The sequence below is a fragment of the Shewanella canadensis genome, from assembly GCF_003966225.1.
GTDB lineage: Bacteria > Pseudomonadota > Gammaproteobacteria > Enterobacterales > Shewanellaceae > Shewanella > Shewanella canadensis.
The window spans coordinates 62,076-83,257 of sequence record NZ_RXNU01000014.1; the positions used below are offsets into that span (position 1 = coordinate 62,076).

23 protein-coding genes are annotated in these 21,182 nt (G+C 46.8%); 14 read left to right on the plus strand and 9 right to left on the minus strand.

Annotated elements, in window-relative coordinates; all coding sequences use genetic code 11:
* The first annotated feature begins 10 nt into the window (after positions 1–10).
* Both EKG38_RS19870 and EKG38_RS19875 read left to right on the plus strand, forming a co-directional pair.
* A complete protein-coding gene (locus EKG38_RS19870) occupies positions 11–373 on the plus strand; it encodes a cytochrome c3 family protein (RefSeq protein WP_126522322.1) in 363 nt (120 codons plus the stop codon).
* A 151-nt stretch (positions 374–524) separates the two neighbouring features.
* Positions 525–1,565 carry a DcaP family trimeric outer membrane transporter gene (locus EKG38_RS19875; protein ID WP_126522324.1) on the plus strand — a complete coding sequence of 347 codons (1,041 nt, stop codon included), beginning with the start codon at positions 525–527 and terminating at the stop codon, positions 1,563–1,565.
* A 146-nt stretch (positions 1,566–1,711) separates the two neighbouring features.
* Here the strand turns inward: EKG38_RS19875 and EKG38_RS19880 are convergent, their stop codons facing one another.
* Positions 1,712–2,503, minus strand: a complete 792-nt coding sequence (locus EKG38_RS19880) for a TetR/AcrR family transcriptional regulator (RefSeq protein WP_126522326.1) — start codon at positions 2,501–2,503, stop codon at positions 1,712–1,714.
* A gap of 353 nt (positions 2,504–2,856) precedes the next feature.
* Here EKG38_RS19880 and EKG38_RS19885 point away from each other — a divergent pair, with 353 nt between their 5' ends.
* From EKG38_RS19885 to EKG38_RS19910, 6 genes are all read left to right on the plus strand, one after another.
* Positions 2,857–4,368 carry a flavocytochrome c gene (locus EKG38_RS19885; protein WP_126522328.1) on the plus strand — a complete coding sequence of 504 codons (1,512 nt, stop codon included), beginning with the start codon at positions 2,857–2,859 and terminating at the stop codon, positions 4,366–4,368.
* An 11-nt stretch (positions 4,369–4,379) separates the two neighbouring features.
* Positions 4,380–4,748 carry a cytochrome c3 family protein gene (locus EKG38_RS19890; protein ID WP_126522330.1) on the plus strand — a complete coding sequence of 123 codons (369 nt, stop codon included), beginning with the start codon at positions 4,380–4,382 and terminating at the stop codon, positions 4,746–4,748.
* A 49-nt stretch (positions 4,749–4,797) separates the two neighbouring features.
* Entirely contained in the window at positions 4,798–5,931 is a 1,134-nt protein-coding gene (locus EKG38_RS19895) for a hypothetical protein (RefSeq protein WP_126522332.1), read from the plus strand.
* A gap of 211 nt (positions 5,932–6,142) precedes the next feature.
* Positions 6,143–7,216, plus strand: coding sequence for a DcaP family trimeric outer membrane transporter (locus tag EKG38_RS19900; RefSeq protein ID WP_126522334.1), 1,074 nt, complete (start codon positions 6,143–6,145; stop codon positions 7,214–7,216).
* A 204-nt stretch (positions 7,217–7,420) separates the two neighbouring features.
* Positions 7,421–8,164 carry a cupin domain-containing protein gene (locus tag EKG38_RS19905; protein ID WP_126522336.1) on the plus strand — a complete coding sequence of 248 codons (744 nt, stop codon included), beginning with the start codon at positions 7,421–7,423 and terminating at the stop codon, positions 8,162–8,164.
* Between the two features lie 413 nt (positions 8,165–8,577).
* Complete coding sequence (locus EKG38_RS19910; RefSeq protein WP_126522338.1) at positions 8,578–9,204, plus strand: outer membrane beta-barrel protein; 627 nt, start codon at positions 8,578–8,580, stop codon at positions 9,202–9,204.
* A gap of 78 nt (positions 9,205–9,282) precedes the next feature.
* Here the strand turns inward: EKG38_RS19910 and EKG38_RS19915 are convergent, their stop codons facing one another.
* Positions 9,283–10,776: a Na+/H+ antiporter NhaC family protein gene (locus EKG38_RS19915; RefSeq protein ID WP_126522340.1), complete on the minus strand. Its 1,494-nt coding sequence runs from the start codon at positions 10,774–10,776 to the stop codon at positions 9,283–9,285.
* Between the two features lie 168 nt (positions 10,777–10,944).
* Here EKG38_RS19915 and EKG38_RS19920 point away from each other — a divergent pair, with 168 nt between their 5' ends.
* Positions 10,945–11,148, plus strand: coding sequence for a cell division protein ZapB (locus EKG38_RS19920; RefSeq protein ID WP_126522342.1), 204 nt, complete (start codon positions 10,945–10,947; stop codon positions 11,146–11,148).
* Between the two features lie 26 nt (positions 11,149–11,174).
* On the opposite strand, the gene EKG38_RS19925 is transcribed toward EKG38_RS19920, so the two are convergent.
* From EKG38_RS19925 to EKG38_RS19950, 6 genes are all read right to left on the minus strand, one after another.
* The gene (locus tag EKG38_RS19925; RefSeq protein ID WP_012144525.1) at positions 11,175–11,387 is read right to left on the minus strand and encodes a DUF1107 domain-containing protein; all 213 of its coding nucleotides are present in this window, start codon (positions 11,385–11,387) and stop codon (positions 11,175–11,177) included.
* Positions 11,388–11,966: 579 nt separating this feature from the next.
* Entirely contained in the window at positions 11,967–12,578 is a 612-nt protein-coding gene (locus tag EKG38_RS19930) for a thiol:disulfide interchange protein DsbA/DsbL (protein WP_126522344.1), read from the minus strand.
* Between the two features lie 124 nt (positions 12,579–12,702).
* Positions 12,703–13,707, minus strand: coding sequence for a serine/threonine protein kinase (locus EKG38_RS19935; RefSeq protein WP_126522346.1), 1,005 nt, complete (start codon positions 13,705–13,707; stop codon positions 12,703–12,705).
* Positions 13,704–13,997: a DUF3630 family protein gene (locus EKG38_RS19940; RefSeq protein ID WP_126522348.1), complete on the minus strand. Its 294-nt coding sequence runs from the start codon at positions 13,995–13,997 to the stop codon at positions 13,704–13,706. The genes EKG38_RS19935 and EKG38_RS19940 overlap by 4 nt, the downstream gene beginning before the upstream one ends.
* Before the next feature lie 58 nt (positions 13,998–14,055).
* Positions 14,056–14,349 carry a hypothetical protein gene (locus EKG38_RS19945; RefSeq protein WP_246033229.1) on the minus strand — a complete coding sequence of 98 codons (294 nt, stop codon included), beginning with the start codon at positions 14,347–14,349 and terminating at the stop codon, positions 14,056–14,058.
* A gap of 129 nt (positions 14,350–14,478) precedes the next feature.
* Positions 14,479–15,273, minus strand: coding sequence for a hypothetical protein (locus EKG38_RS19950; protein ID WP_126522353.1), 795 nt, complete (start codon positions 15,271–15,273; stop codon positions 14,479–14,481).
* A gap of 328 nt (positions 15,274–15,601) precedes the next feature.
* Between EKG38_RS19950 and EKG38_RS19955 the strand changes: the two genes are divergently transcribed.
* From EKG38_RS19955 to EKG38_RS19965, 3 genes are all read left to right on the plus strand, one after another.
* Positions 15,602–15,961, plus strand: a complete 360-nt coding sequence (locus tag EKG38_RS19955; protein ID WP_126522355.1) for a DsrE/DsrF/TusD sulfur relay family protein — start codon at positions 15,602–15,604, stop codon at positions 15,959–15,961.
* A 262-nt stretch (positions 15,962–16,223) separates the two neighbouring features.
* Positions 16,224–16,616: a nitrous oxide-stimulated promoter family protein gene (locus tag EKG38_RS19960; protein ID WP_126522358.1), complete on the plus strand. Its 393-nt coding sequence runs from the start codon at positions 16,224–16,226 to the stop codon at positions 16,614–16,616.
* 184 nt (positions 16,617–16,800) lie between these two features.
* Positions 16,801–17,691 carry a hypothetical protein gene (locus EKG38_RS19965; RefSeq protein ID WP_126522360.1) on the plus strand — a complete coding sequence of 297 codons (891 nt, stop codon included), beginning with the start codon at positions 16,801–16,803 and terminating at the stop codon, positions 17,689–17,691.
* A 29-nt stretch (positions 17,692–17,720) separates the two neighbouring features.
* Here EKG38_RS19965 and EKG38_RS19970 read toward each other — a convergent pair whose 3' ends face one another.
* Positions 17,721–18,326, minus strand: coding sequence for a TetR/AcrR family transcriptional regulator (locus EKG38_RS19970; RefSeq protein WP_126522363.1), 606 nt, complete (start codon positions 18,324–18,326; stop codon positions 17,721–17,723).
* Positions 18,327–18,543: 217 nt separating this feature from the next.
* On the opposite strand from EKG38_RS19970, the gene EKG38_RS19975 reads away from it, so the two are divergent.
* Together EKG38_RS19975 and EKG38_RS19980 are read left to right on the plus strand one after the other, a co-directional pair.
* The gene (locus EKG38_RS19975) at positions 18,544–19,593 is read left to right on the plus strand and encodes an HlyD family secretion protein (protein WP_126522366.1); all 1,050 of its coding nucleotides are present in this window, start codon (positions 18,544–18,546) and stop codon (positions 19,591–19,593) included.
* A 3-nt stretch (positions 19,594–19,596) separates the two neighbouring features.
* Positions 19,597–21,123: an MFS transporter gene (locus EKG38_RS19980; protein WP_126522369.1), complete on the plus strand. Its 1,527-nt coding sequence runs from the start codon at positions 19,597–19,599 to the stop codon at positions 21,121–21,123.
* The last annotated feature ends 59 nt before the right edge of the window (positions 21,124–21,182 follow it).

A 21,182-nucleotide genomic window follows, 5' to 3' on the forward strand; every position in this document is an offset into this window, starting at 1 on the left:
GGACTACAAAATGAAAAAAATTAACACATTACTTCTGCTCATTCTCGGTACCTGTCTGGCGATGTCAGCCCAAGCGCAAAACAAGAGAGAGTATCACGAGATGGTCTATGACTCAGGTTGTAAGTCGTGTCATGACCAAGGCATGAAAGCCTTTCCATCCGATAACTCATGCCTGCAATGTCATGACATGGCTGAGTTAGCAGAGCAAACAAAGCGTGAGGGACACGATGCCAAACAGAATCCTCACGACAGTATGCACTATGGCCAGGAAGCCCCCTGTATGGAGTGCCACGGAGAGCACACACCAAAGAAGGCCATCTGTATGGACTGCCATAACTTCAAATATCCAAAATTCAAGTATGAACATAAATAGTTCAATACTTTAGTAAAAAAGTAACTAACCCGAAGTGCCGCTATTTGGGTTAGTTAAACGATATTTTTAAAACCTTGTTGAGAATAAAGATAAAACTCTCCCCATTAACACAACTTATTTCATTATTTATCAACACTTAAAAAGGATTCATATGATAGCTGCCAGTATACGAAAAACCATGCTCGTGGGTTCACTTTGTGCCATAGCCACTTCGGCTAACGCCGGCTATGAAATTCAATTAGATGATGCCAGCAAATTAACATTTGGTGGTTATCTAAAAGTAGATACTCGCTATGTCGATGGTGACGTGGCCTATAAAGACTTTTGGAGCGGTACAGGAACCCCGTTACCTGAAGCAACTTCACAGTTTAAAATCTTTGCCAAAGAATCTCGTTTCAATATGAAATTTGAACATGATGATGTCACGGCGTTCGTCGAAATGGATTTCTATGGCAGCGGAGGTAACGAGATTATTTCAAATTCTTACAGTCCCCGACTTCGTCACGCCTTCATCAAGTATCAAGGCCTTACCGTGGGCCAAACTTGGACCACCTTCATGAACACCAGTGCGATCCCTGAGTCTGCTGATTTTGGCGGCGCTATGGTTGGTCTGGCATTTATTCGTCAGGGACAGGTACGTTACGATATGGGCAACTTTCAGGTCTCCATCGAAAACCCTGAATCGTTTGGTGGTGACGCCAGCAAAGACAAGCTACCCGATGTCGTTGCACGTTATAACTTTAAGGGTGACTGGGGCAATATCTCGGTGTCGGCCCTAGGGCGTCAACTCAATACCAGCCTCGGGAAAAGTGAAACAGCAGTAGGGGGCTCTATTGCCGGTCGACTGAAAACTTTCGGTAAAGATGACGTAAGGTTTCAGTTCCACAAAGGTGAACTTGGTCGATACGTAGGTGTCGCAGCAGCCAAAGATATCGTCGATGAGCAGGTCGAAGATAGCACCGCCTATATTGCCTCCTACCGTCATTACTGGAATGACACGCTGAGATCGACCTTGCTATACGGAAATATACAAACTGACTTAGGCGATGCCGACCATACTCAATGGAGTATCAACATATTCCAGAATCTAACGCCACAATTAGCAGTAGGTTTCGAATTGGGTAACTTTGCCATGAAAGATAAAGACGTTGATTCTAATTACGCTCAATTATCTGTGAAGTACGTCCTCTGATTCTACCCATAAATTGAGATTACGACGCCACGGTGTTCCCCGGAGTAACGTTCTCATTTTAATTTGGGCCACAAGCAGTACTCATCACATCGACATATTAGGCTCAGCCTTCGGTTATTCAACGAAGGCTTTTTTCTTGAGATGATTTAACCCGCTAACCGCTGTAATGAGTTGCTGTAGCTCTCGTCTTTTTTTTGAGAACAGGCAAGTGCACTACATGCCGCACATGTCATATGTTCACGATAGTGTTTATCGAAAAACTGCGTCGTTTGCGCCTCGAGTGAATCGAACAACGCCTGATTTAGCGGCTTCTCCCATCGGTATTGGCCCATCAGCTTAGATAGATGACGGTAGCAAGTATCACGACGATTCGACAGGTATTCAGGTGCAATGAGCTCGCTCTCAAATTGGGTCAATGACCCCGTCAGATAAAAGGCTATTCCCTGTACCAGCTCTTTAATCTGTAGCGGCGTCGCATCTAACTCTCCGTTATCCACTGCTTCATGAAGAGAGGCGGTAAACCACTCCCAGAATGCATTGATACGCTTCTTAAATCGCTCCACTTTCTCATCGCTGGCCAGCTGCCAAACCATGGTATTGACCGACACAGAACGCAGGGTAAAGAAACTCTTGCTGCGCTTTATGGTTTCGAAGGTAAACAGGATTGGCAGCAGTACTTTCTCCTGGGCCGTCAGCTCAGGGTGCTTATCGATAAAGATAGGTAAGTGGTTTGAAGTCGCACTCCTGAGAAACAGGCAGACTAAGACATCCTCTTTCCTTTCGAAGAACTTATACAGGGTTCCCGTAGAGCAGCCTACCTCTTTAGCCAACTGCGAGAACTTAAATGACACTATACCTTGTGACTCGATCAGCTGCTCTGCGGCATCGAGTATTTGGTTACAGCGTATCATGGGCAATGCTTCAGTAGGACACTTCATCAGTAAAACCTTATTTAGTAATTAAGCCGATTATGCGCTGTTAACAAATATGAATTATAGGTCTCCTTTCACTAATCGGGATTAACTTCACGCAAAAATGAATTTATTAGCAGGCTTTGTGAGTTACCTCATGTAAACATTGCAGCGAGAGTTATTAACCCCATATAGAATCCCTTCACATTTTTAACCTTCTAGTGAACCTGTCTAGTACATCCGAATTTTTTCGAGAGAAAAGATCTTCGAGATCTGCTTCACGAATAAATTTGTCACTGAAAAAAGGGCGTGACTTAGTTCACCTTTACTCCTTCGGGTTCCCTTTATCTTGGTGTCATTCCGATGTTGAGGGTACACAAATGCAAGATAGAAGAAGTTTTTTAAAACTAGGTGCCGGTGCGGCGCTAGGCGGGCTGGCATCGACCATGCCAGGTACTGTTATGGCCAGTGAGTGTGGCGAGATAAAGTGGAACGAATCGGCCGATGTGATTGTTGTAGGTTCTGGTTTTGCCGGGCTTTCTGCGGCGTTAAATGTTAAGCGTAGTGGCGTCGGCTCAGTATTAGTGCTGGAAAAGATGCAGGTCTTCGGCGGAAACTCTGCCATCAATGGCGGCTGGTTAGCGATCCCTAAGAACCCAACTCAGCTAGCCCAAGGCGTGAATGACGACTCACCGGAAGAGCTGGTTAAAGATCAGATCATCTCCGGACGCGGAATGCAGAACGAAGAGATGCTTCGTCAGATAGCGAATCGTGCACTTGATGCCTATGACCTGTGTATCGAAACAGGTGTTAAATTCCGCAAGGACTTTAACATTCAGGTCGGTGGCCATAACAAGGCGCGTGCTATCCGTACCCAACACGGTACCGGTGGTGACATCACCACTAAGCTCTATGAAGCCGGTGTAAAAGAGGGGATCGATTATCGCCTGCAGCATTACATCGAAGACTTCATCATGGATGGACAGGAGATCATCGGTCTTAAGGTTCGTCAAAACTACCGCTTCCCGGATCTAAAAACCGGTAAGAGCATCTATATCAAGGCTAATAAGGCGGTTGTCCTCGCCAATGGCGGCTTTGCCCGCAATATGGAGCTACGCGCCGCAGTCGACCCATCTCTGGATCCGTCCCTCGATGGTACCAATGCCTTAGGCGCGACAGGTGAAGTCACCCTGACGGCTATGGCACATGGCGCACTGCCGGTACATATGAACCTGATTCAAACCGGTCACTGGGGCTCACCCGATGAAGGCGGCTTCGGTTGGTCAAATGCCCTGCTCTCTATCGGCTGGCACGAAGGGATCTCTGTCAGCGTACTGAACGGCAAGCGTTACATGAACGAGAGAGCCGATCGTAAGACCTGTTCGGAAGCCATCATGAAGAACCGTTATCAGGACGGCTCACCGGCTTACCCGATCGTCTTCTTTAACCACAAAGATCATCCGGATGATGACCGTGTCGTTCGCGCACTTCGCGATGATATGGCATGGAAGGTCGACAGCTTCGAGCAGCTGGCCGAAAAATTCAATATTCCTCTGACCCAGTTGAAGCAGACGGTGAAAGAGTTTAATGCACAAGTCAGCACACGTCAGGACCCTCTCTTCGGCCGTAAGATGGATACCGCAGTAGAGCTAAAACCACCATTCGTCGTATCACGCATCTGGCCTAAGGTTCACTACTGCATGGGTGGTTTAAAGACCGATATCGGTGCCCGGGTAATCGATGGTCGCTCCATGAAACCTATCAGAAAACTCTATGCCATCGGTGAAGTGACAGGTGGAGTCCACGGCGAGGCGCGACTGAGTTCTACTTCGTGTCTGGAATGTCTGACGATGGGTATCGTCGTCTCTGAAACTATTAAAAGCGACGTGTAAGGGTGATCAATATGAGCAAATTACTATTGGCTTTACTCGTTGGACTATCCCTGTCAACGAGCGTATTTGCCGGCGATCTGGTGAAGATGAAAGGCAAGACTGAAGGACGAACCAATCATGAGTTTATCTATGAAGATGGCTGTCAGAGCTGCCATCAAGGTTCAGGGAAAAAGAATGCGACTGATAGCGCCTGCGTAGAGTGTCATGGCGACATCAACAGCATAGAAATTGACGAGAGTAAGTTGGCAATCGAAGAAGCCAACCCGCATAAGTCATTCCACTACAACCAGGGCGCCAGCTGCTTAGCTTGTCACGGCGAACACGAGAAGAAGGCACCGGTATGCGCCGAGTGTCACCGTACCTGGTTCGATGTGATGTAACGAGTTCGAAAACTTAAACATAAAACACAAAAATACTAAATGGGTAATGATGATGAAAAAATCCACCAAGTTCATGTTGTCGATAGTGGCGACAGCGATAGCACTAACCGGCTTTAACGCCAGTGCAGAAGAGCAGGAAGACGGGATCAACATAGGCGGCGCCGTACGCGTTAACTATGGCTATAAAGATTACAGTGAAGCCTCGAAGGATAAGGGTGGCGATCTGACTTTTGATATGGCTGCCATCAAGTTTAACGGTAAGAAAGGTGACTGGGGATTAGCCGCAGAGTACCGCTTCACCTCAAGCACCGACTACATCAAATACGGCTACGGTATCTACAATATCGATCCTGAATGGCAGCTACAGTTTGGTATCAACAAGGTGCCATTCGGTAACCGCGAATTTATCTCTAACAGCTGGTGGTTTGGTATTCCTTACTACTTAGGTTTTGAAGACGACCATGATGTCGGTGTTAAGGCCGTTTATAACAGCGGCGGCTGGCATACAGACTTAGCCTTCTACAAGAATGCTGAGTATGGTCCAACAGAAAATAAGCGTTACGCGACCGATCTATACACTGGCACCATCAATGGCACCGAGTATAACAACGAAGAGACAAACCAGGTTAACGTGCGTCAGACCTATACAGCTGAACATGAAGGTGGTCAAACTACCTTCGGTGGTTCTGTTCAATATGGTCAGATCTACAACAACAAAACCGGCAATACCGGCGATAGCTACGCTGCGGCTCTTCACCTGGACAGCAGCTACAATGGCTGGAATCTGCAACTGCAGGCGATGCAATATGAATATGATGCGGCAGATTCGGTCGATTCAAACAAGATTGGTGTATCGGTAGTAAGCTGGCAATATGAGATCGCCTCTAAGGGTCAAGCTTATAGCGCTAATATCGCTAAGACCTTCAAAACGGACTGGGGTAGCGTGAAGTGTTATAACGATTTCGGTCTTATGACCCCTGACGTCGATGACAGCAGCTACGACAACAGTATGCAAAACGTCACAGGCTGTGCAGTTTCAGCAGGTCCAACTTACACCATGATCGACTTCGTCATGGGCAAAAACATGACCTTCTCAACCGCTAACAATGACCATGTCGGTCTGCCAGAAATGGGCGATGACTGGGACAAGCGCGTCAACATCAACTTTGGTTACTACTTCTAGTAATCAAAACCTAAGTACTCGCTGGTTCAGGGCCGCTCCCGCATCTGAACCAGCTCTTACTGCAAACATAGTAGCTCAACCTTCTGATTTTAATACGGATCATGCTTCATATTAGTCCATGACTTTTACTTACTGATTTCCCCGTAGATTATTGAATCAAGCCCTATTTTATAGGGCTTTTTTTTAGACAAATCCCTTCATGTAGAAGATTATGAACATAAAAACAACCTTATCGCTTACCCTACTGCTGACTCACCTTCCGGCCCTTGCTGCCACAGAGACCGAATATGAGCTGGGTGGTTTCCTCAAGGCCAATGCCCGCTACGTCGACGGCACCATCGCTTTCCAACCCAGCTGGAACGGGGATGGAACGATTCAGGAGGAGGCCAAACGCACCCAATTTGGCGCCCAGGAGAGCCGGTTTAACCTCAAGCTGACCCGGGGAGAGGTCACCGGGTTTGCCGAGATTGACTTTGTCGGATCTTCTCAGGGCAACCCTGTCATCTCGAATTCTTACAGCCCGAGACTCAGACATGCGATGATCCAATACCAAGAGTTCACCGCCGGTCAAACCTGGTCAACGTTAGTTAACACCAACACCTTCGCCGAAACGGCAGATCTTGGTGGTCCCTTAGTGGGGCAAGCTATGGTAAGACAAGCGCTGCTGAGATATCAAACAGAGCATTGGCAGATAGCCCTGGAAAATCCCTACACCTATGGCACACAAGCCAGCGATATCCAGGAACAAAAAGAGTGGGTAGAGACAGATAATGACTATATTCCCGATGCCATCGTCCGTTACGACCGGCAAGGTAACTGGGGAAATGCATCACTGTCAGGTTTAGTCAGGTACCTCGATCCAAGCGATACGGCGCAGCTGGGCCTTGGCGGTTCACTGGCGGCTAAGATAAATACCTTTGGTAAAGACGACCTGAGATTTCAACTGCACTACGGTAATCTGGGGCGCTATGTCGGAACCGATGCGGCTAAAGATATCATTCAAGGTGAAATCGAAACAACGAGCTCGGCGATGGTCGCCTATCGGCACTTCTGGAGTGAGACGACCCGTTCAACTGTTTTCTATGGTCACACCCGTACGGAGGTGGAACAGACGGATCGCGCTCACTTCGGCGTGAACCTGTTCACCAGCTTAACACCGGGGCTCAGAGTCGGAGTTGAACTCGGTCGTTATCAGATCGACGATAGTCAAGACTCTTGGTCAAACAAGCAGGTACAAACGGGGCAATCTAACTATGCTCAGTTCACCCTGCAGTTTCATATTTAATTAGCAATGGGAATGAGAACCTAAGCTCAGATGAGTTTTCAGGTAAGAATATTCGCGAGCTCTGTCACGAATAAGTTTGCTGCTAAAAAGAGTGCGTGATCCAATTCACCTTTACAGCACCATTATCACTTTATTGTTAGTTCAAGCCCAAAAGAACAAGCACAATATCGCAGCTTTCGGGCACCAAGCCATAACAGGATATGAATGATGAAACTTAAAATGATGTTCGGCCTTGCCGCGCTAGCTTCAACCACAGCATTGGCTGCGGGTCCACAGTGTAACCATGCACAGCTACCATTCCAGCAGATGACGCCGGTTCCTTATGACAGCACTCCATATTCGCCAGAAGATACTATGCCAGCCCAGTGTAGCGACCCTATGGTCGAAGCCTATATTGCCGACTGGGAAGCGGGAAAAATCGATTTTAACAGCATCAAGTCAAATGACAGCATTGCCGTAGATCAGCGCTTCTGTAAGACCATGGACGACGAAGGCAACATCATGGAAGCCAAGAACTGTGACCTGAAAAATGCTCCGGTTGGATATCTGTGGAAAGAGCTTTCAGACAGCCCAATGGTAATGGGTATCACAAATGGCGGTAAGTCAGATCACGCACCACACTTCCACGGTCAACCAGAGTGTTACTATGTGGTTAACGGTGAAGGCAAGACCCTTGCCGACAACAAGTTCCAAACCTTAGGAACGGGCCAATACTTCTACATTCCCGGGGCCACTATTCACAACACTCCTATCATGAGCGATAAAGGTTTAGGTGTGATGTACTGGTATCCAAAGAATGCACATTTCGATGGCTTCAAGTACTACTGGCGTAAAGACGTGAAGAACCTTCGCGTTGCAGAAGAGGCATTCGATCGTGTGGATGAGATCCGTAAACGCGATCTAAACTTAGGTCCATATGGTACCAACGAAGCTTTCTTCAAGAAGTAAATCGTTCATGATCCGCGGCCGGGAATCATCGGCCGCAATATCTTCAGCTTACCCGTACACTATCTAATAACTGCCGGTACTCACACCGTTCAGATAACTTCTCCGGCTCCTCCTCTATTGAGTCAGTTTAGGCACATAATATATTGGTTAGACTCTCTGAACTAAGTCACTTCATTATTCAAATCAAGCCAGTTAACAGATATAGAACAAATATCCCACTCAAACGAGACAAACCAGAGGTAAAATTGCAACACCATAAAAACAAAGAGATATTTTATGTGGTGGAGAGAGGAAAAATCAAAACTTAGCTGTATTTCATACGGTAATACCATTCAGTCAGCGTTCAGCTAATGTCACTTAATATGCCCTCAACGAAACAAAATAACGATTAATTCTGAGAGTGAGAGCATATTATGAAAAACAGATCTTTAGTTCTGGCAGCAGTAGCAGCAACAGCAATTTCAGCCCCTACCTTCGCAGCAGATTGGTTTGTCGGTGGTACCGTCGGTGCACAGCAAAACAAGTATGAAGGTTCAGTCACTGTAATCGATCCAATCGATCCAGGCTTCAATGTTCCTATGACTGGCTCAGAGAAAGAAAACAATGCTGTATACGAACTACGTACCGGTGTTTACTTAAACGACCAGAACCGTGTTTATGGTACTTACTCTTACAACTCAGATGACTTCGCAAAGCAGCAGAGCTTATTGATGTCATATGACTACCTGGTCGGTTTAGGCGATAGCAATAAGCTAAACTGGTTCATCGGTGCAACAGCAGGTGTTAACCACGTCAGCCCAGATACAAGCGTGGTCGGCTCGAGCAACAACTTCGTATGGGGTGGTCAAACTGGTTTGATGTATAAAATCAATGACAAACTAAGCACAGAAATTGGTTATCGCTACCTTAAGCAAGATTACGATGTATCACACTTTGAGAGTGCAATTTCACCAGCTGCGGCAACGGGCCCAGGCATTCAAGCTAACATGTCACTCAATGACAGCCAGCAACTGTACCTGGGTGTTGACTACCGTTTCTAAGCTAATCGCTTAAAAGAGCCCCGCAAGGGGCTTTTTGCTATGAGAAATATAAAAACTTATCCAACCTCAATTCTTCGTTCAGCCCTCTTCCTGTAAAGCCTCTCTTCGAGAAAATTTCCCATTGAACCGAGTCAATAACAAGAAAAGCCCAACGGCTGTCATTCCAACGATAAGCCAAACGGCATAGCCAGGCAGATCCAGATTAATCAATTGATAACCCAAGAGGGACGTGAGAGCTGCGATCATTGCAAAAGGGAGTTGAGTGATAACATGAGAGTGAGGCTCACAACCGCTGCTGGTTGCGCTCAACACGCTGGTATCTGAGATGGGAGAGCAGTGATCGCCAAAAACGGCTCCGGCCATTACGGCGCTGAGCCCAGGAATCAACATAGTCACATCGACTGCAGAGGCAATTTCGCCACCGATGGGGATCATTATCGCAAATGTCCCCCAGCTGGAGCCCGTCGTAAACGCCATCACGGCACACAATAAAAAAGTGCCGGCGAGAAGAAAGTGCACAGACAGAAACTGCTCGGCCCAGCCAGCCAATAACTTAGCGACACCTAAATCCTTAATAACGGCGCCGATCATCCAGGTAAAGATTAAAATACCGATAGCAAAACTAATGCCCTGAATACCCGCCAATATATCTTTCATCAGCTGACTTAAACTTCGCCCGGAGTGTTTAAGCAATAGGACACAGGTGAGCGTTGCCAATATACAGGCATTTCGCATCGAACTACCGATATCGGCATTCGACAGCCAATCGGTGATGCTCCAATGTTCGGACGCCGCGCCTCCCGACCATAGTGTGAACCCAATCGAAGCGATGAGCAGTGTTGCCATAGGGACACCTAATAACCAGGGGCTGCCTACCTGCACAGACTCTGAAACCGTATCGGTATTCTTAAGTGACTTAAAGCCGCTACCAAACCAGGCGGCCAGCAATGACAAACCGATGACAGTAATCGCATAAAAGTTAATTTGAGCCATCTCCATAAATGCCTGTAATGGAGAGACTGGCAACAAGGTGATCCCAGCCAGTATCGCCATCACATAAGGCCCCCAACTTGAGAAAGGCAGCAATGAACATAAAGGGGAGGCATTGGAGTCAACTAAATAGGCGATCTGCTCTTTGGGCATAGCGTAACGTTGACTCAGTGGCTGACAGACATGGCCCACGGCGATACAGCTAAAGATCCCGTCGATAAATACCACCCAGCCTAAGAAAACGACACCCAACCTCGCCTGCCTGCCGTTTCGAATACGGTGATACAGCCAATCGGCAAACGCATTGACGGCTCCGCCTCGTGCCAGCAGTTGAGTCATCGCGCCAAGCAGCACCATCGCAATTAACACATTCAAGTGCCAGGATTGCCAACTTCCATCGGCATAGATCTGCTTACCTGCCGTTACTGCTAAATATTCCAGCGTCATGAAGGGATTAAACAAGGCAATCATAAGGGCCCCGGAGAGTATTCCAACGCCTAAAGCCAGGAGCGTTCGCCTAAGTGTCAGGGCTAAAATGAGGGTAAGAGCCAAGGGTAAGAGTACGGCAACACTCGTTGTCATTGAAATGTTCCACGAGAAAATAAAGAAGATAATAAGAACAACATCATAACACGTACAAAAAAAACACGATTCATACTAAATTTTTGAACATTCAGCATAATTAACTATTCACTACTGTATCTGCACTGATAGAATCACACTACCATCCAGAAACTACTAGGACTCCCCATGAGCCTTGAACTACTGTCCAAACTGGAGACAAAAATCCAGGCAGCACTCGAAACTATTGAGCTACTAAAAATGGAGCTTGAAGAAGAGAAGCAGAAAAGTAATAGCCTGACAGAGCAAAACCAACAGTTGAGCCAAGATCTAAATTCTTGGAATGAAAAAGTCACCGGACTTGTTGGCTTGCTCAATGAAGAAGTGAACTAAAAAACATCTATAGCATTGGCGAAGATCTAAGCAATCTTCGCTTCGCTACTTTGAGCTTCGATAAGCTCATTCAGCTCCAGAATTGCCAGTTTCACATTCGGTTGTGTTCGCCTCGGTAATAAAAATCTCCCTTTCTCAAACTCTAATCGACCTAAGTCTTTAACCCAGATCACCCCAGATAGAAAAATACGCGCGTGCTTAACGATAAGCTTTGGTGCATAGACAGGAAAAACTCTCACATAGCCTCCGACCGCTTTATTATTAATATTTGGATAATACTCTGTCTTCGACAAGTCTTTTACCCTTAGAGTTTCATTAAAAATAATTTTTTTTTGGAAAGTTGTAAACCAAGCCTTACTACAGAAAAAATCTCATTGTCTATCAGACCAATAGCTAGCGAATAACCTTAAATTGACACTTGCCAATAAATTGACTCCCTGTTAAATTAGACTCGTTACTCAGGGTAAAACTGAGCCTGATGGCTCGATGACCGTATTTCTTGCGACCAGGAAATACGGTTTTTTTTATGGCTTTCAAAGACAGCATAATCAAATTCACGACAGTAAAGCAGTAAGACAACGATTGCCTGAAACATTCGCGGCTAAAGCCGCTCCTACATTTCAAAGACATGTCCCATATGGGGCAGAAGACGGAATGCCGCAACGATGTCGGGAACATCATTGGCCATGGCCAATCGACATAGCTCTCAGTTACAACTTTTTGTGACAACTCTTTGTTACAAGAAGTCCAGACATAAAAAAGGAGCCATCAGGCTCCTTTGATCGATATAACAATATACCGTTTACTTCATTACAAGCTTACTTCATCGTAGTCAGGTAGTAAGCGATATCGAGAAGCTCATCATATGACTTGATAGCGCCGGTCTCTACACGGTACTTACCATTAACTACCAGAGCTGGCACACCAGAGATTTGAGCATTGGATGTAGCGCGCTTCATCTGTGACATTTGAGCACTCACCATAAACGAATTTGCCGCGGCATCGAAATCTTTTCCATCCACGCCATTGGCGATAAATAATAGACGAATGTCGTCACGATTAGTGAAACGTTGTTTCTTGTCATGTATTGCGGTGAACAGTGCATGCTCAATTTTTGCATCGACTTTTAGCTGATGTGCAACGGCGAAGGCACGTGACATCTCGATACCCATCTCTTTACCGATAAACTCGACATGGTTCTGCTTAAACGTGACACCTTCAGGCTTATTCGCTTTGATCTTTGGCACTTCAGTCTTAGAAAAATTGTAGCAGTGGCCACAATAGAATGAGAAAAACTCTGCAATTTCAGGCTTCGCCGTCGCAGGACCCTGGTTGATTACGGTGTAGTGAACACCCTCTTTGTAATCGGCTGCAATGGCAGCAATGGGGGCTATCAACATAGCAACGGCAATAAGTAATGCTTTTTTCATGCTTTTATCCTTTATAACTCTAAAGCGAATTCTATTTAATTCATCGGAGACTAACATAATCTATATTTTGAGAGTATCTCAAGCTTAAAGTTCAATTTTCTGTTACAAAATGAGTTGCTCATGATTAGTAATTGGGTATCAGGCTCAACACCGGCTCATCGAGCACGGCTAGCTGCTCTTTAAAAGAGAGGATCTGCTGCTCCCAATACTTCTCTTCCGCATACCAGGGAAAGTTCATCGGGAAGGCGGGGTCATCCCACCTGCGACTCAACCAGGCATTATAGTGCAGCATTCTCATCGCCCTCAGGGGCTCAATAAGGGTTAACTCTCGGATATCAAACTCACAAAACTCTTCATAGGCCTCAAGTAAGATCTCGAGCTGAAGTAATCGCTGCGACCGATCGCCGGTTAACATCATCCATAGATCCTGAACCGCAGGCCCCGTACGTGCATCATCGAGATCGACAAATCCCGGACCATCTGGCGTCCACAGGATATTACTGGGGTGAAGGTCGCCATGAAGTCTGATCTGTTTATGAGGCTGCTTAAACCAGATCTCTTTAGATTTTTCTAATACCTGTTCCACGATAGTGAAATAAGGGACGACCAGCGATTGAGGTACATGGCCAGACTCTTTAAGCCAGAGCAAGGATTCGTCACCCAACATTTGTGGATTAACCACGACTCTATGTTCAAACTTTGCCTGCTGTGAGAATTGATGAATACGGCCGATGAAACGACCGGTCGCCTCCAACTGCTCCAGGTTATCCACCTCAAATGAGCGACCACCTATCGATGGAAACAGCGCGAATCTGAATCCCTGATAATGGTGCAGTGAACGCCCATCGATAATCATCGGCGTCGCAATGGGGATCTCTTCATCGACCAACGACTGTGAAAAGTCATGCTCCTCCTGGATCTGCTCATTGCTCCAGCGCTCTGGACGGTAGAACTTAACCACATAACGAACACCGTTATCACATCGAAACTGGTAGACACGGTTCTCATAACTATTAAGCGCCAATAAACCCGTTTCCGGGTATACACCCAGACTCTCAATCGCATCTAAGATCAGATCTGGGGTTAACGCCCGAAAGTGAAAACCTGAACCTTGATTAACTTGACTCATATTTGAGACTCCAACAGGCCAGCTAAGTATTCCAGCACTTCAAATTCGTCATCGTTTTCAACCGATAACCAGCAGATATCACCATAGAACTCATAATTAAGCTGCATATGCGTACCTTCAAACTCCAGTAACCACTGATGTCTATCGGCTCCCCACTGTCGGTCTAATACACGCGAGTCGCTCGCCAGAGCCAATGACTCGGCAAACTGTTCAAACTGCTCAAAATCAATAGCGGCCTGAATAGACAGACTCTTAGATTCTGGATTGAGCTGTAATGAATCTAACTTCATTAAATATGATCTCTTTTAAATCTCTAATACAAATCGGTAAAAATGGGGAGGTTAATGACTAAAAAGACTCGAGTATACTATCGCAAGTCAAGCCGCCGTCCTCGGTAGCAACACACAAGTGACCGCATTGAAAGCTGCCAACACCGGAGTCACTTAACCTAATCAAGCCTTTTCCCTTGGCAATGCATTGCTCCGATGTCGCATAGTAGCCCGAAATATTTTCACTCAAGGTTACCGACTCGGGGATCTCTTTCGAGTCAACATAATAAAACAGTGTCCACTGCGGATCTTGGGTACAAGCCGTCAAGCTTGAAAGCGACAGAAACAATAATACCAACCAACGAAAACGCATAAACTCTCCACTCATTCACGAACTCAGCCCAATAAAAAAGGCGAAACTTAGTTCGCCTTATTTTACACCGCTTACGCTAATATACCTAAACCACTTAGAATCGCTTGAGTATATTAACTATCTACCTAATTACTTCGCCGCTTTGGCCTTGGCCTTTTCGATTCGGGTTATTCGCCCTTCGAAACCGGTAACGGTACCGTCGAGCACACCATATTCGATCGCCTTCTGGCAAACGCCAATGGCACTGTCGAACCGGCCATTATCATTGAGAAGTGTAGATAAATGCATGAAGCCCACCCCCTTCTCCGAAGATGGTGATTCGAGTTCTGCAAATACCGATAGGTATTCGGCCGTTAATCCCGCCCCATATGCGCTGTACTCAAGTTGTTTGCGTTGCTTATAACATTCAGCAATCGCCCCCAATAAAGCCTGATGTTTAACGGCTTTCCCGGTAGAGCCTCGATAATCTGATAGGGCTTGAGATAACTTAGCGTTCTGCCAAGATTCATCAGTGGCTACCACAGGAGTATCCTCCACAGCTGGCTCTGGCTCTGGCTCTGGCTCTGGCTCTGGCTCTGGCTCTGGCTCTGGCTCTGGCTCTGGCTCTGGCTCTGCAGGAGTATCAGTCTCTGGTTCACTCTTTACAACTTCAGCCTGCACCTTAGGCGCTTCTTTAGTCTCAAAACTGATCCCTTCATCTGCTGGAGTGGAAACCTCTTCCACTTCAACCTTTTCCGCCTTAGCCGTGTCCCCAGAAAAGGCATGGCTCTCATCCTGAATATCTTCGGCTGAAGCGCTGTCGAAAATCTCTTTTTCAACAGGAGTATTCAAATCCTGTTTCAGTTCCTCTTCGGCCAGTCGCTGAGCTCGTTTATATAGATAAACCCCTAAAGCAACTAGCAAAATAATGGCTATATATTTCATTGTCGTCCACCAGTGATTGACTTTAATCCATAATACCTGACCGACTCATTAACGCGAGTTTCAGACCACCTCAAAAACAGCTGAGTAAGACAGTGATTGAATGAGTCGGTATAAATAATCAGGCTATATCTATTCCATCTGTATATGTACAGATAGTAACCGATATTATTAATTCATTCTCTTGCTTTAAATCAAGTATTTATATCTCTTTTTCAAATATGTATCAAAATAAAACGACTTTTATGCCTATTTCGTCCTTGTGACAAGCCTTCCACTCCATAAATCTGAATTTTGCTACACTGCGTTTTTTCAGATATCGACAGCAAAGATGCAAAATATCCTCATCGTAGCCCATGAAAGCCCCTATGGAAGTGAAAAACTTTTTAATGCCTTACGTATAGCTATAGCGCTCAAAGAGCAGGAAACTGAAGTTATTAATTTAAAAATATTTTTAATGTCAGATGCTGTCTATGGCGCAGTGAAAAACCAGGTAACACCAGATCTGAGTTATAACATCCAGCAGATGTTGGACATTCTGATGGCACAGAGTGTCCCGGTATCCTTATGTAAAACCTGTACCGATGGACGCGGAGTGTCGCAAGAGATGCTAATCGAGGGGGCAATCATAAGCACCTTAGGCAAGCTAACTCAATGGACGCTGGATGCAACTAAGATCATGCATATATAGATAGCACACCATGAGTCACTTTCGCCCTTGTCATCGATTAGAGAAAAGGGCTACCAAAGATAAACTATCCGCCCTTTTTGTGCAGCTCTTCATACTTTACACATTCTATTTTGTTTCAAGTTGCCTCAAACGCTAAAGTACCCTAGTAATTTACTAGGGTATTAGACGCCTGACCTATTTAAAGGTTTAAACTTAAACGCTAAAATAGTGCCCATAATATATTTATAGTTTCAGTTAGAAAATTAGGTGTTGGAGAATAATAATGGCAGAGCATCAACTACTCAGTGGCAAATTATTACGTGAGTACAACACCATCCTTGCTATGGTTGAGATCTACTGTAAGGCGCATCATCATAATAAGCTCCCAGAGTGTCAGGAGTGCCAGGAATTTCTGGAGTACGCCCACACACGCTTGGACAGATGTCCCTATGGTCAAATTAAACCTACCTGTAATAAATGCCCGGTACATTGCTATAAGCCTCATATGAAGGCAAAGGCGAGAGAGATCATGGTTTTTTCGGGGCCTAAGATGCTGCTGCCACACCCCATCATGGCTATTCGGCACCTGTTTTCTGAACGTACTCCTGTACCTGAGACGGTACCGGTCGAGTTTTCTAATCGACATATTCGAAAAAACAGAAAAAATCACGCCTAACCAGCTCTGGATATTCGCCTAACAACCGCTCTAATCGACGATGACATTAGAGCAACTCTCCCCTGTTAAGTACTTAACTCACCGATAACTCAGATTGCCATTTTGAGCAGACTTGTGTGACATGCTTAAAATTTATTCTATATCTCTTGCATCCGGGTATCTCTTGCCATGACAATGAGTTGTTATGAATGAATTAAGTACCTTTCTCACTCAAGGTTATTGGTGGTTGTCTCTGCTCGGCGGTATTCACTGTATCGGGTTAGGTCTCTATATTCGCTATATTTACAGAGACAGCAGTGGTAATCACAAGCTACTGGCTGGTCTATTTAGTCTGATGGCACTCTATTTTTTTACCGGTATGCTTAACCGGGATAACTCCCCGGCACCGATACATTTGCTCTTTACCTTAATCATTCCAGTCTATTTTCTCCTTATGCCTCTGCTTTATCTTTATTGCTATCGCAGCCTGCATAATATTCGTGTCCCCATAAGCCTATCTAAACACTTTTATCTCCCAATTCTGATCGCCATTGTCATCTTTGTCGTATCACTATTAAGTTATGACTTCGCTCCCGATGGCGAGTTATTACAGAACAGTGCCGGCCCTGGCCTCATGGATTTCAAAATAGGGGCCGCTTTACCCGCGTTACTTAGTCTGCAGACCGGTTTCTATTTCATACTCATTATTCAGATGCTGAGAAAGTATCGGGGGCGTTCAGGCAGGGTACATCTGGAGAGTCTAAAGGATATTAAGTTCCGCTGGCTGTTAGTGCTCACCCTAGCCATGATGAGCAATTGGCTGGTACGTACCGTCTTAGTCATCTTGCCATTTTATATGGGCGACCAAATCTCTGAGGTCACCCAGGCGTTTACCCGATTAATACTGCTGTTGACCGTCTATCTGCTCGCCCTCTATGGGCTTCAACAAATAACCAAAGCGGCCTACTTACGGGGACGATTCATGCGTCAATCCGAGCAAAATCCTACGAGGACTAAAGCCAGTAGTCAGCTCCTCAACTCCGAAGAGCTCAACTACCTGCAACAGTTGATGCAGGAGGATAAAAAGCACAATTAACGCAATTAGCTGACACGACGGGAGTCGACCTAAGCCTTGGTTTCATAACCCTGTAAGAAACACCTTACCGCCTGAACTGAGTATCGCATCATCTCTTCATCGGACGGGATATCCATGCCCAACACCACATCCTGAAAATAGTTTCCTCTGAGCAAGCCCATAAGCTGAGCGCTTGTCAGTGCAGGATCCTCAAGGACTATCTTTCTCTGCTGTGCTTTGCTCTGTAAAAATTCGCTGAGTCTGTTATAGAAGCGATGGGGACCACGAGACAAGAAAAATTCGACCAACTCTTTGTCGCGGCGCGCTTCCGCCACTATGATGCGATACATATCGATGATAGGTTGCGAACATAATGCTCTGAGATAGTCGTAACCGAACAGGGTCAGCTGTTCCGACAGACTAGAATCACTATCAGTATCAAACTGAAATACGTTGCCAACCTCTTCGGTACAGCAGGAAATGACCTGAATCAATAATCCCCTCTTGCAACCGAAGTAGCTATAGAGGGTCTGTTTCGAGCCGCCACAGACCTCGATGATCTGATCTAAACTGGTCTCGGAGTAACCTTGTTCGAAAAATAGCTTAGTCGCTACCTCTATGATTTTTTGTTGCTTTTTCAGCGTGGATGGACGCATTCCAGTACCTCTTGTTCTGAGCCTTAATTAAAACAGTTCTGCGCGTTTCATGCAATTTATGCCCGGACTTTCACCTCCAAATGCCCGTTCCCCAACGACTACCCGCACTCGTGATGAACACTATTTCGGAGTCGGTGGTGAAAAAATAGCTTGATCTAGTTATAACAAATCACTTATCGTACTGTCCAGTACGGTACAGTAAGTTAAGAGAGAGATCATGAATACAAAAATTAAGGCGCTCGTTATTGCGCTGGCACTGATAACCACCACTGGTGCCTCCGTTAACACTTTTATGGCCAACGCAGATAGTATCAAGACCGACAATGCTTATGTCCATGGCGAGATCACTCAGATAAGTGCCGAAGCCTCCGGAAGGATCACCGAGATTTTTGTCACCGATAATCAACTCGTTCAAGCCGGAGACCTTCTGGCCACAATCGATCCCCGGGATTACCTTGCCCGCCGAGAGCAAGCCCGAGCAGCCCAATCCATGGCAGCTGCATCCTTAGAGAACAACCGTAGCCGAACCGAGTTGCAGCGGGTCAAGATCGACGAAACCGCGGCCTATCTGGAGGTCGCTCGTGCAACCTATGAATTGGAACAAAGAGAGTTGCGACGCTATTCGGAACTGGTTAAGACCGGAGCGGTCAGTAAGACACTTCACGATGCCCAAACCAATAAGGCAAGAATTGCCGGCGCCAATCTTGAGGCGGCGAAGCTCAAGCTCACTGCAGCAAAATATCAGCTAATCACTTTACAAACCGAGCGCGCACAAATTATCGCACAAGAGCAGCAAACCCGTGCGGCGCTGGAGCTGAGTGAACTCGAATTACAAGACACGCAAATATTGGCTCCCATTACGGGGCTTGTCGGTAATCGCTCACTACAGCTTGGCAAATTCGTCAAGGCAGGCTCAGGAGTGCTGGCCATAGTGCCTATCGATAATTTATGGGTGCAAGCCAATTACAAGGAGACTCAGCTGACTCATATAAAGCCCGGACAAGAGGTCGAGGTATTATTGGATATGTTTCCCGGCACTGAGTTTAAAGGCAAGGTAACCAGTACCTCCCCCTCTACCGGAGCCCAATTCAGCCTGCTGCCACCCGATAACGCCACCGGCAACTTCGTTAAGGTGGTTCAACGCGTGCCGGTAAAGATCCAACTCGAGATCCCCGCGGAGCTTCATGGGCGTGTCGTACCCGGACTTTCGGCAGAAGTGACAATTGATACCGAAAGTGACTCTGGCGCGCTTGGTCTGGAGGAGTAAGCGATGAACCGCCGCCATGAACTTATACTACTGGTCACCCTGGCCATGATCCCCTTCGGCATTACCTCGGCAGTTTATAATGCCAGCGCAGCCGAGATAGCCGGAGCACTCGGGTTATCTGCCGACGATACCTCTTGGCTGAATATTCTCTATATTCTGGCTCAGCTGCTCGTCCTGCCACTCGCATCCTGGCTGGCATATCGTATAGGTGCCGTTGCGCTGCTCATGGGCGGGGCCATGTTCGGCCTGATTAGCACCCTGATACTGGGATTTACCACTGAGGTGCCGGCGCACTTTCTGGCATGGGTCGGACTGGGAGTGGCTGCCAGCGCTATGCTGGTTGCAGTACAGGTACTTGTACTACGCAATCTATCCCTCAAGGAGATTGCACTGGCAGAAGGCTGCATGTTGCTGATGACGACGCTGTTACCTATGGGAGTTTATCCCTGGATATTGGCGGAGCTGGCCGAAAGTGGGCTCTGGCAGCTATTATTCGCCGCTCAAACGAGCCTATATATCATCTTGCTGGCCTGGCTATGGATGCGTCCCTTCCATGGCGAAGACAAGGTGCTCCCCATCAGGTTCAATCTGCTTCAGGCAGGTCTTATGGCGGGGGCCATCACGGGAGCGGTTCTTCTGCTGATGCGTGGCCAATTCTATAACTGGTTTGACAGCCAGATCATCATTAATCTGGCCCTGAGCACTACAGCCCTCTCACTTCTGTGTGCACTCGCCATCAAGAAACAGTGGGGACGGGGTGAATTTATCCGCTCCGACGTATTAAGACCCAATAAAAACAAGGTCTCCATGTACAATGCCGCCCTCGCCGGGTTCGCCGTACTGGGCACCTCTATGCTGATTGGTGTTTATCTCGGCAGCGTGCTCAAATACAGCCACAGCGAACAGGGGTGGGTTCAGCTGCCCGCCTTCTTCAGCATGTTCCTGGGGCTTCTGGTCAGTATCTGGGTCAGCAATCACCCAAAAATAAAGGCCGATGCCGTAGTTCCCATCGGGGTCTTGCTGATCGTAATTTCCAGCGTGTTCCTCTCCAGCAGCAATGCGGCAAGTGGCGCCAGCGACCTGCTACCGGCGCTGATATTACGCGGTTTTGGGGTCGGCTTGCTCAATGTGACGGTAACCATCTCTATTCTTTCCAGCTTCAAGAGAGAACATATTCCCCAGGGCGTAGCTTACTTCTATCTTTTCCGAACCCTGGGCGGCATAGGAGGAATGGCATTCTTCTCTCGCATGATGAGCCAGGAGGCCTCGGGAGTGCTAAGTGTACTGGGGGAAAACTTTAATCCGGAAAAACCGGCCTTCATCCGGCAACAGGCAGCCATGATTGAGGTTCTCAACCACGGGATGCTTGAAGCGACACCGGCTCGTGTCGCCAGCCTGTTGGCTGGTCAGCTACAGACCCAAACCGCAGCCGTCGCCGGAGGCAATAACTTTCACTGGTTCATTATCTCCCTTTTCGTTCTCGCCCCGGTCTTGATTCTCGGCAAGAAGTGGGTGGCCAAAAACGCCTGAACCCAAAATGCGCCATGCCAGGGGCAGGTTTACAGCCCCAGGCCTGGGTCTCGAAAACC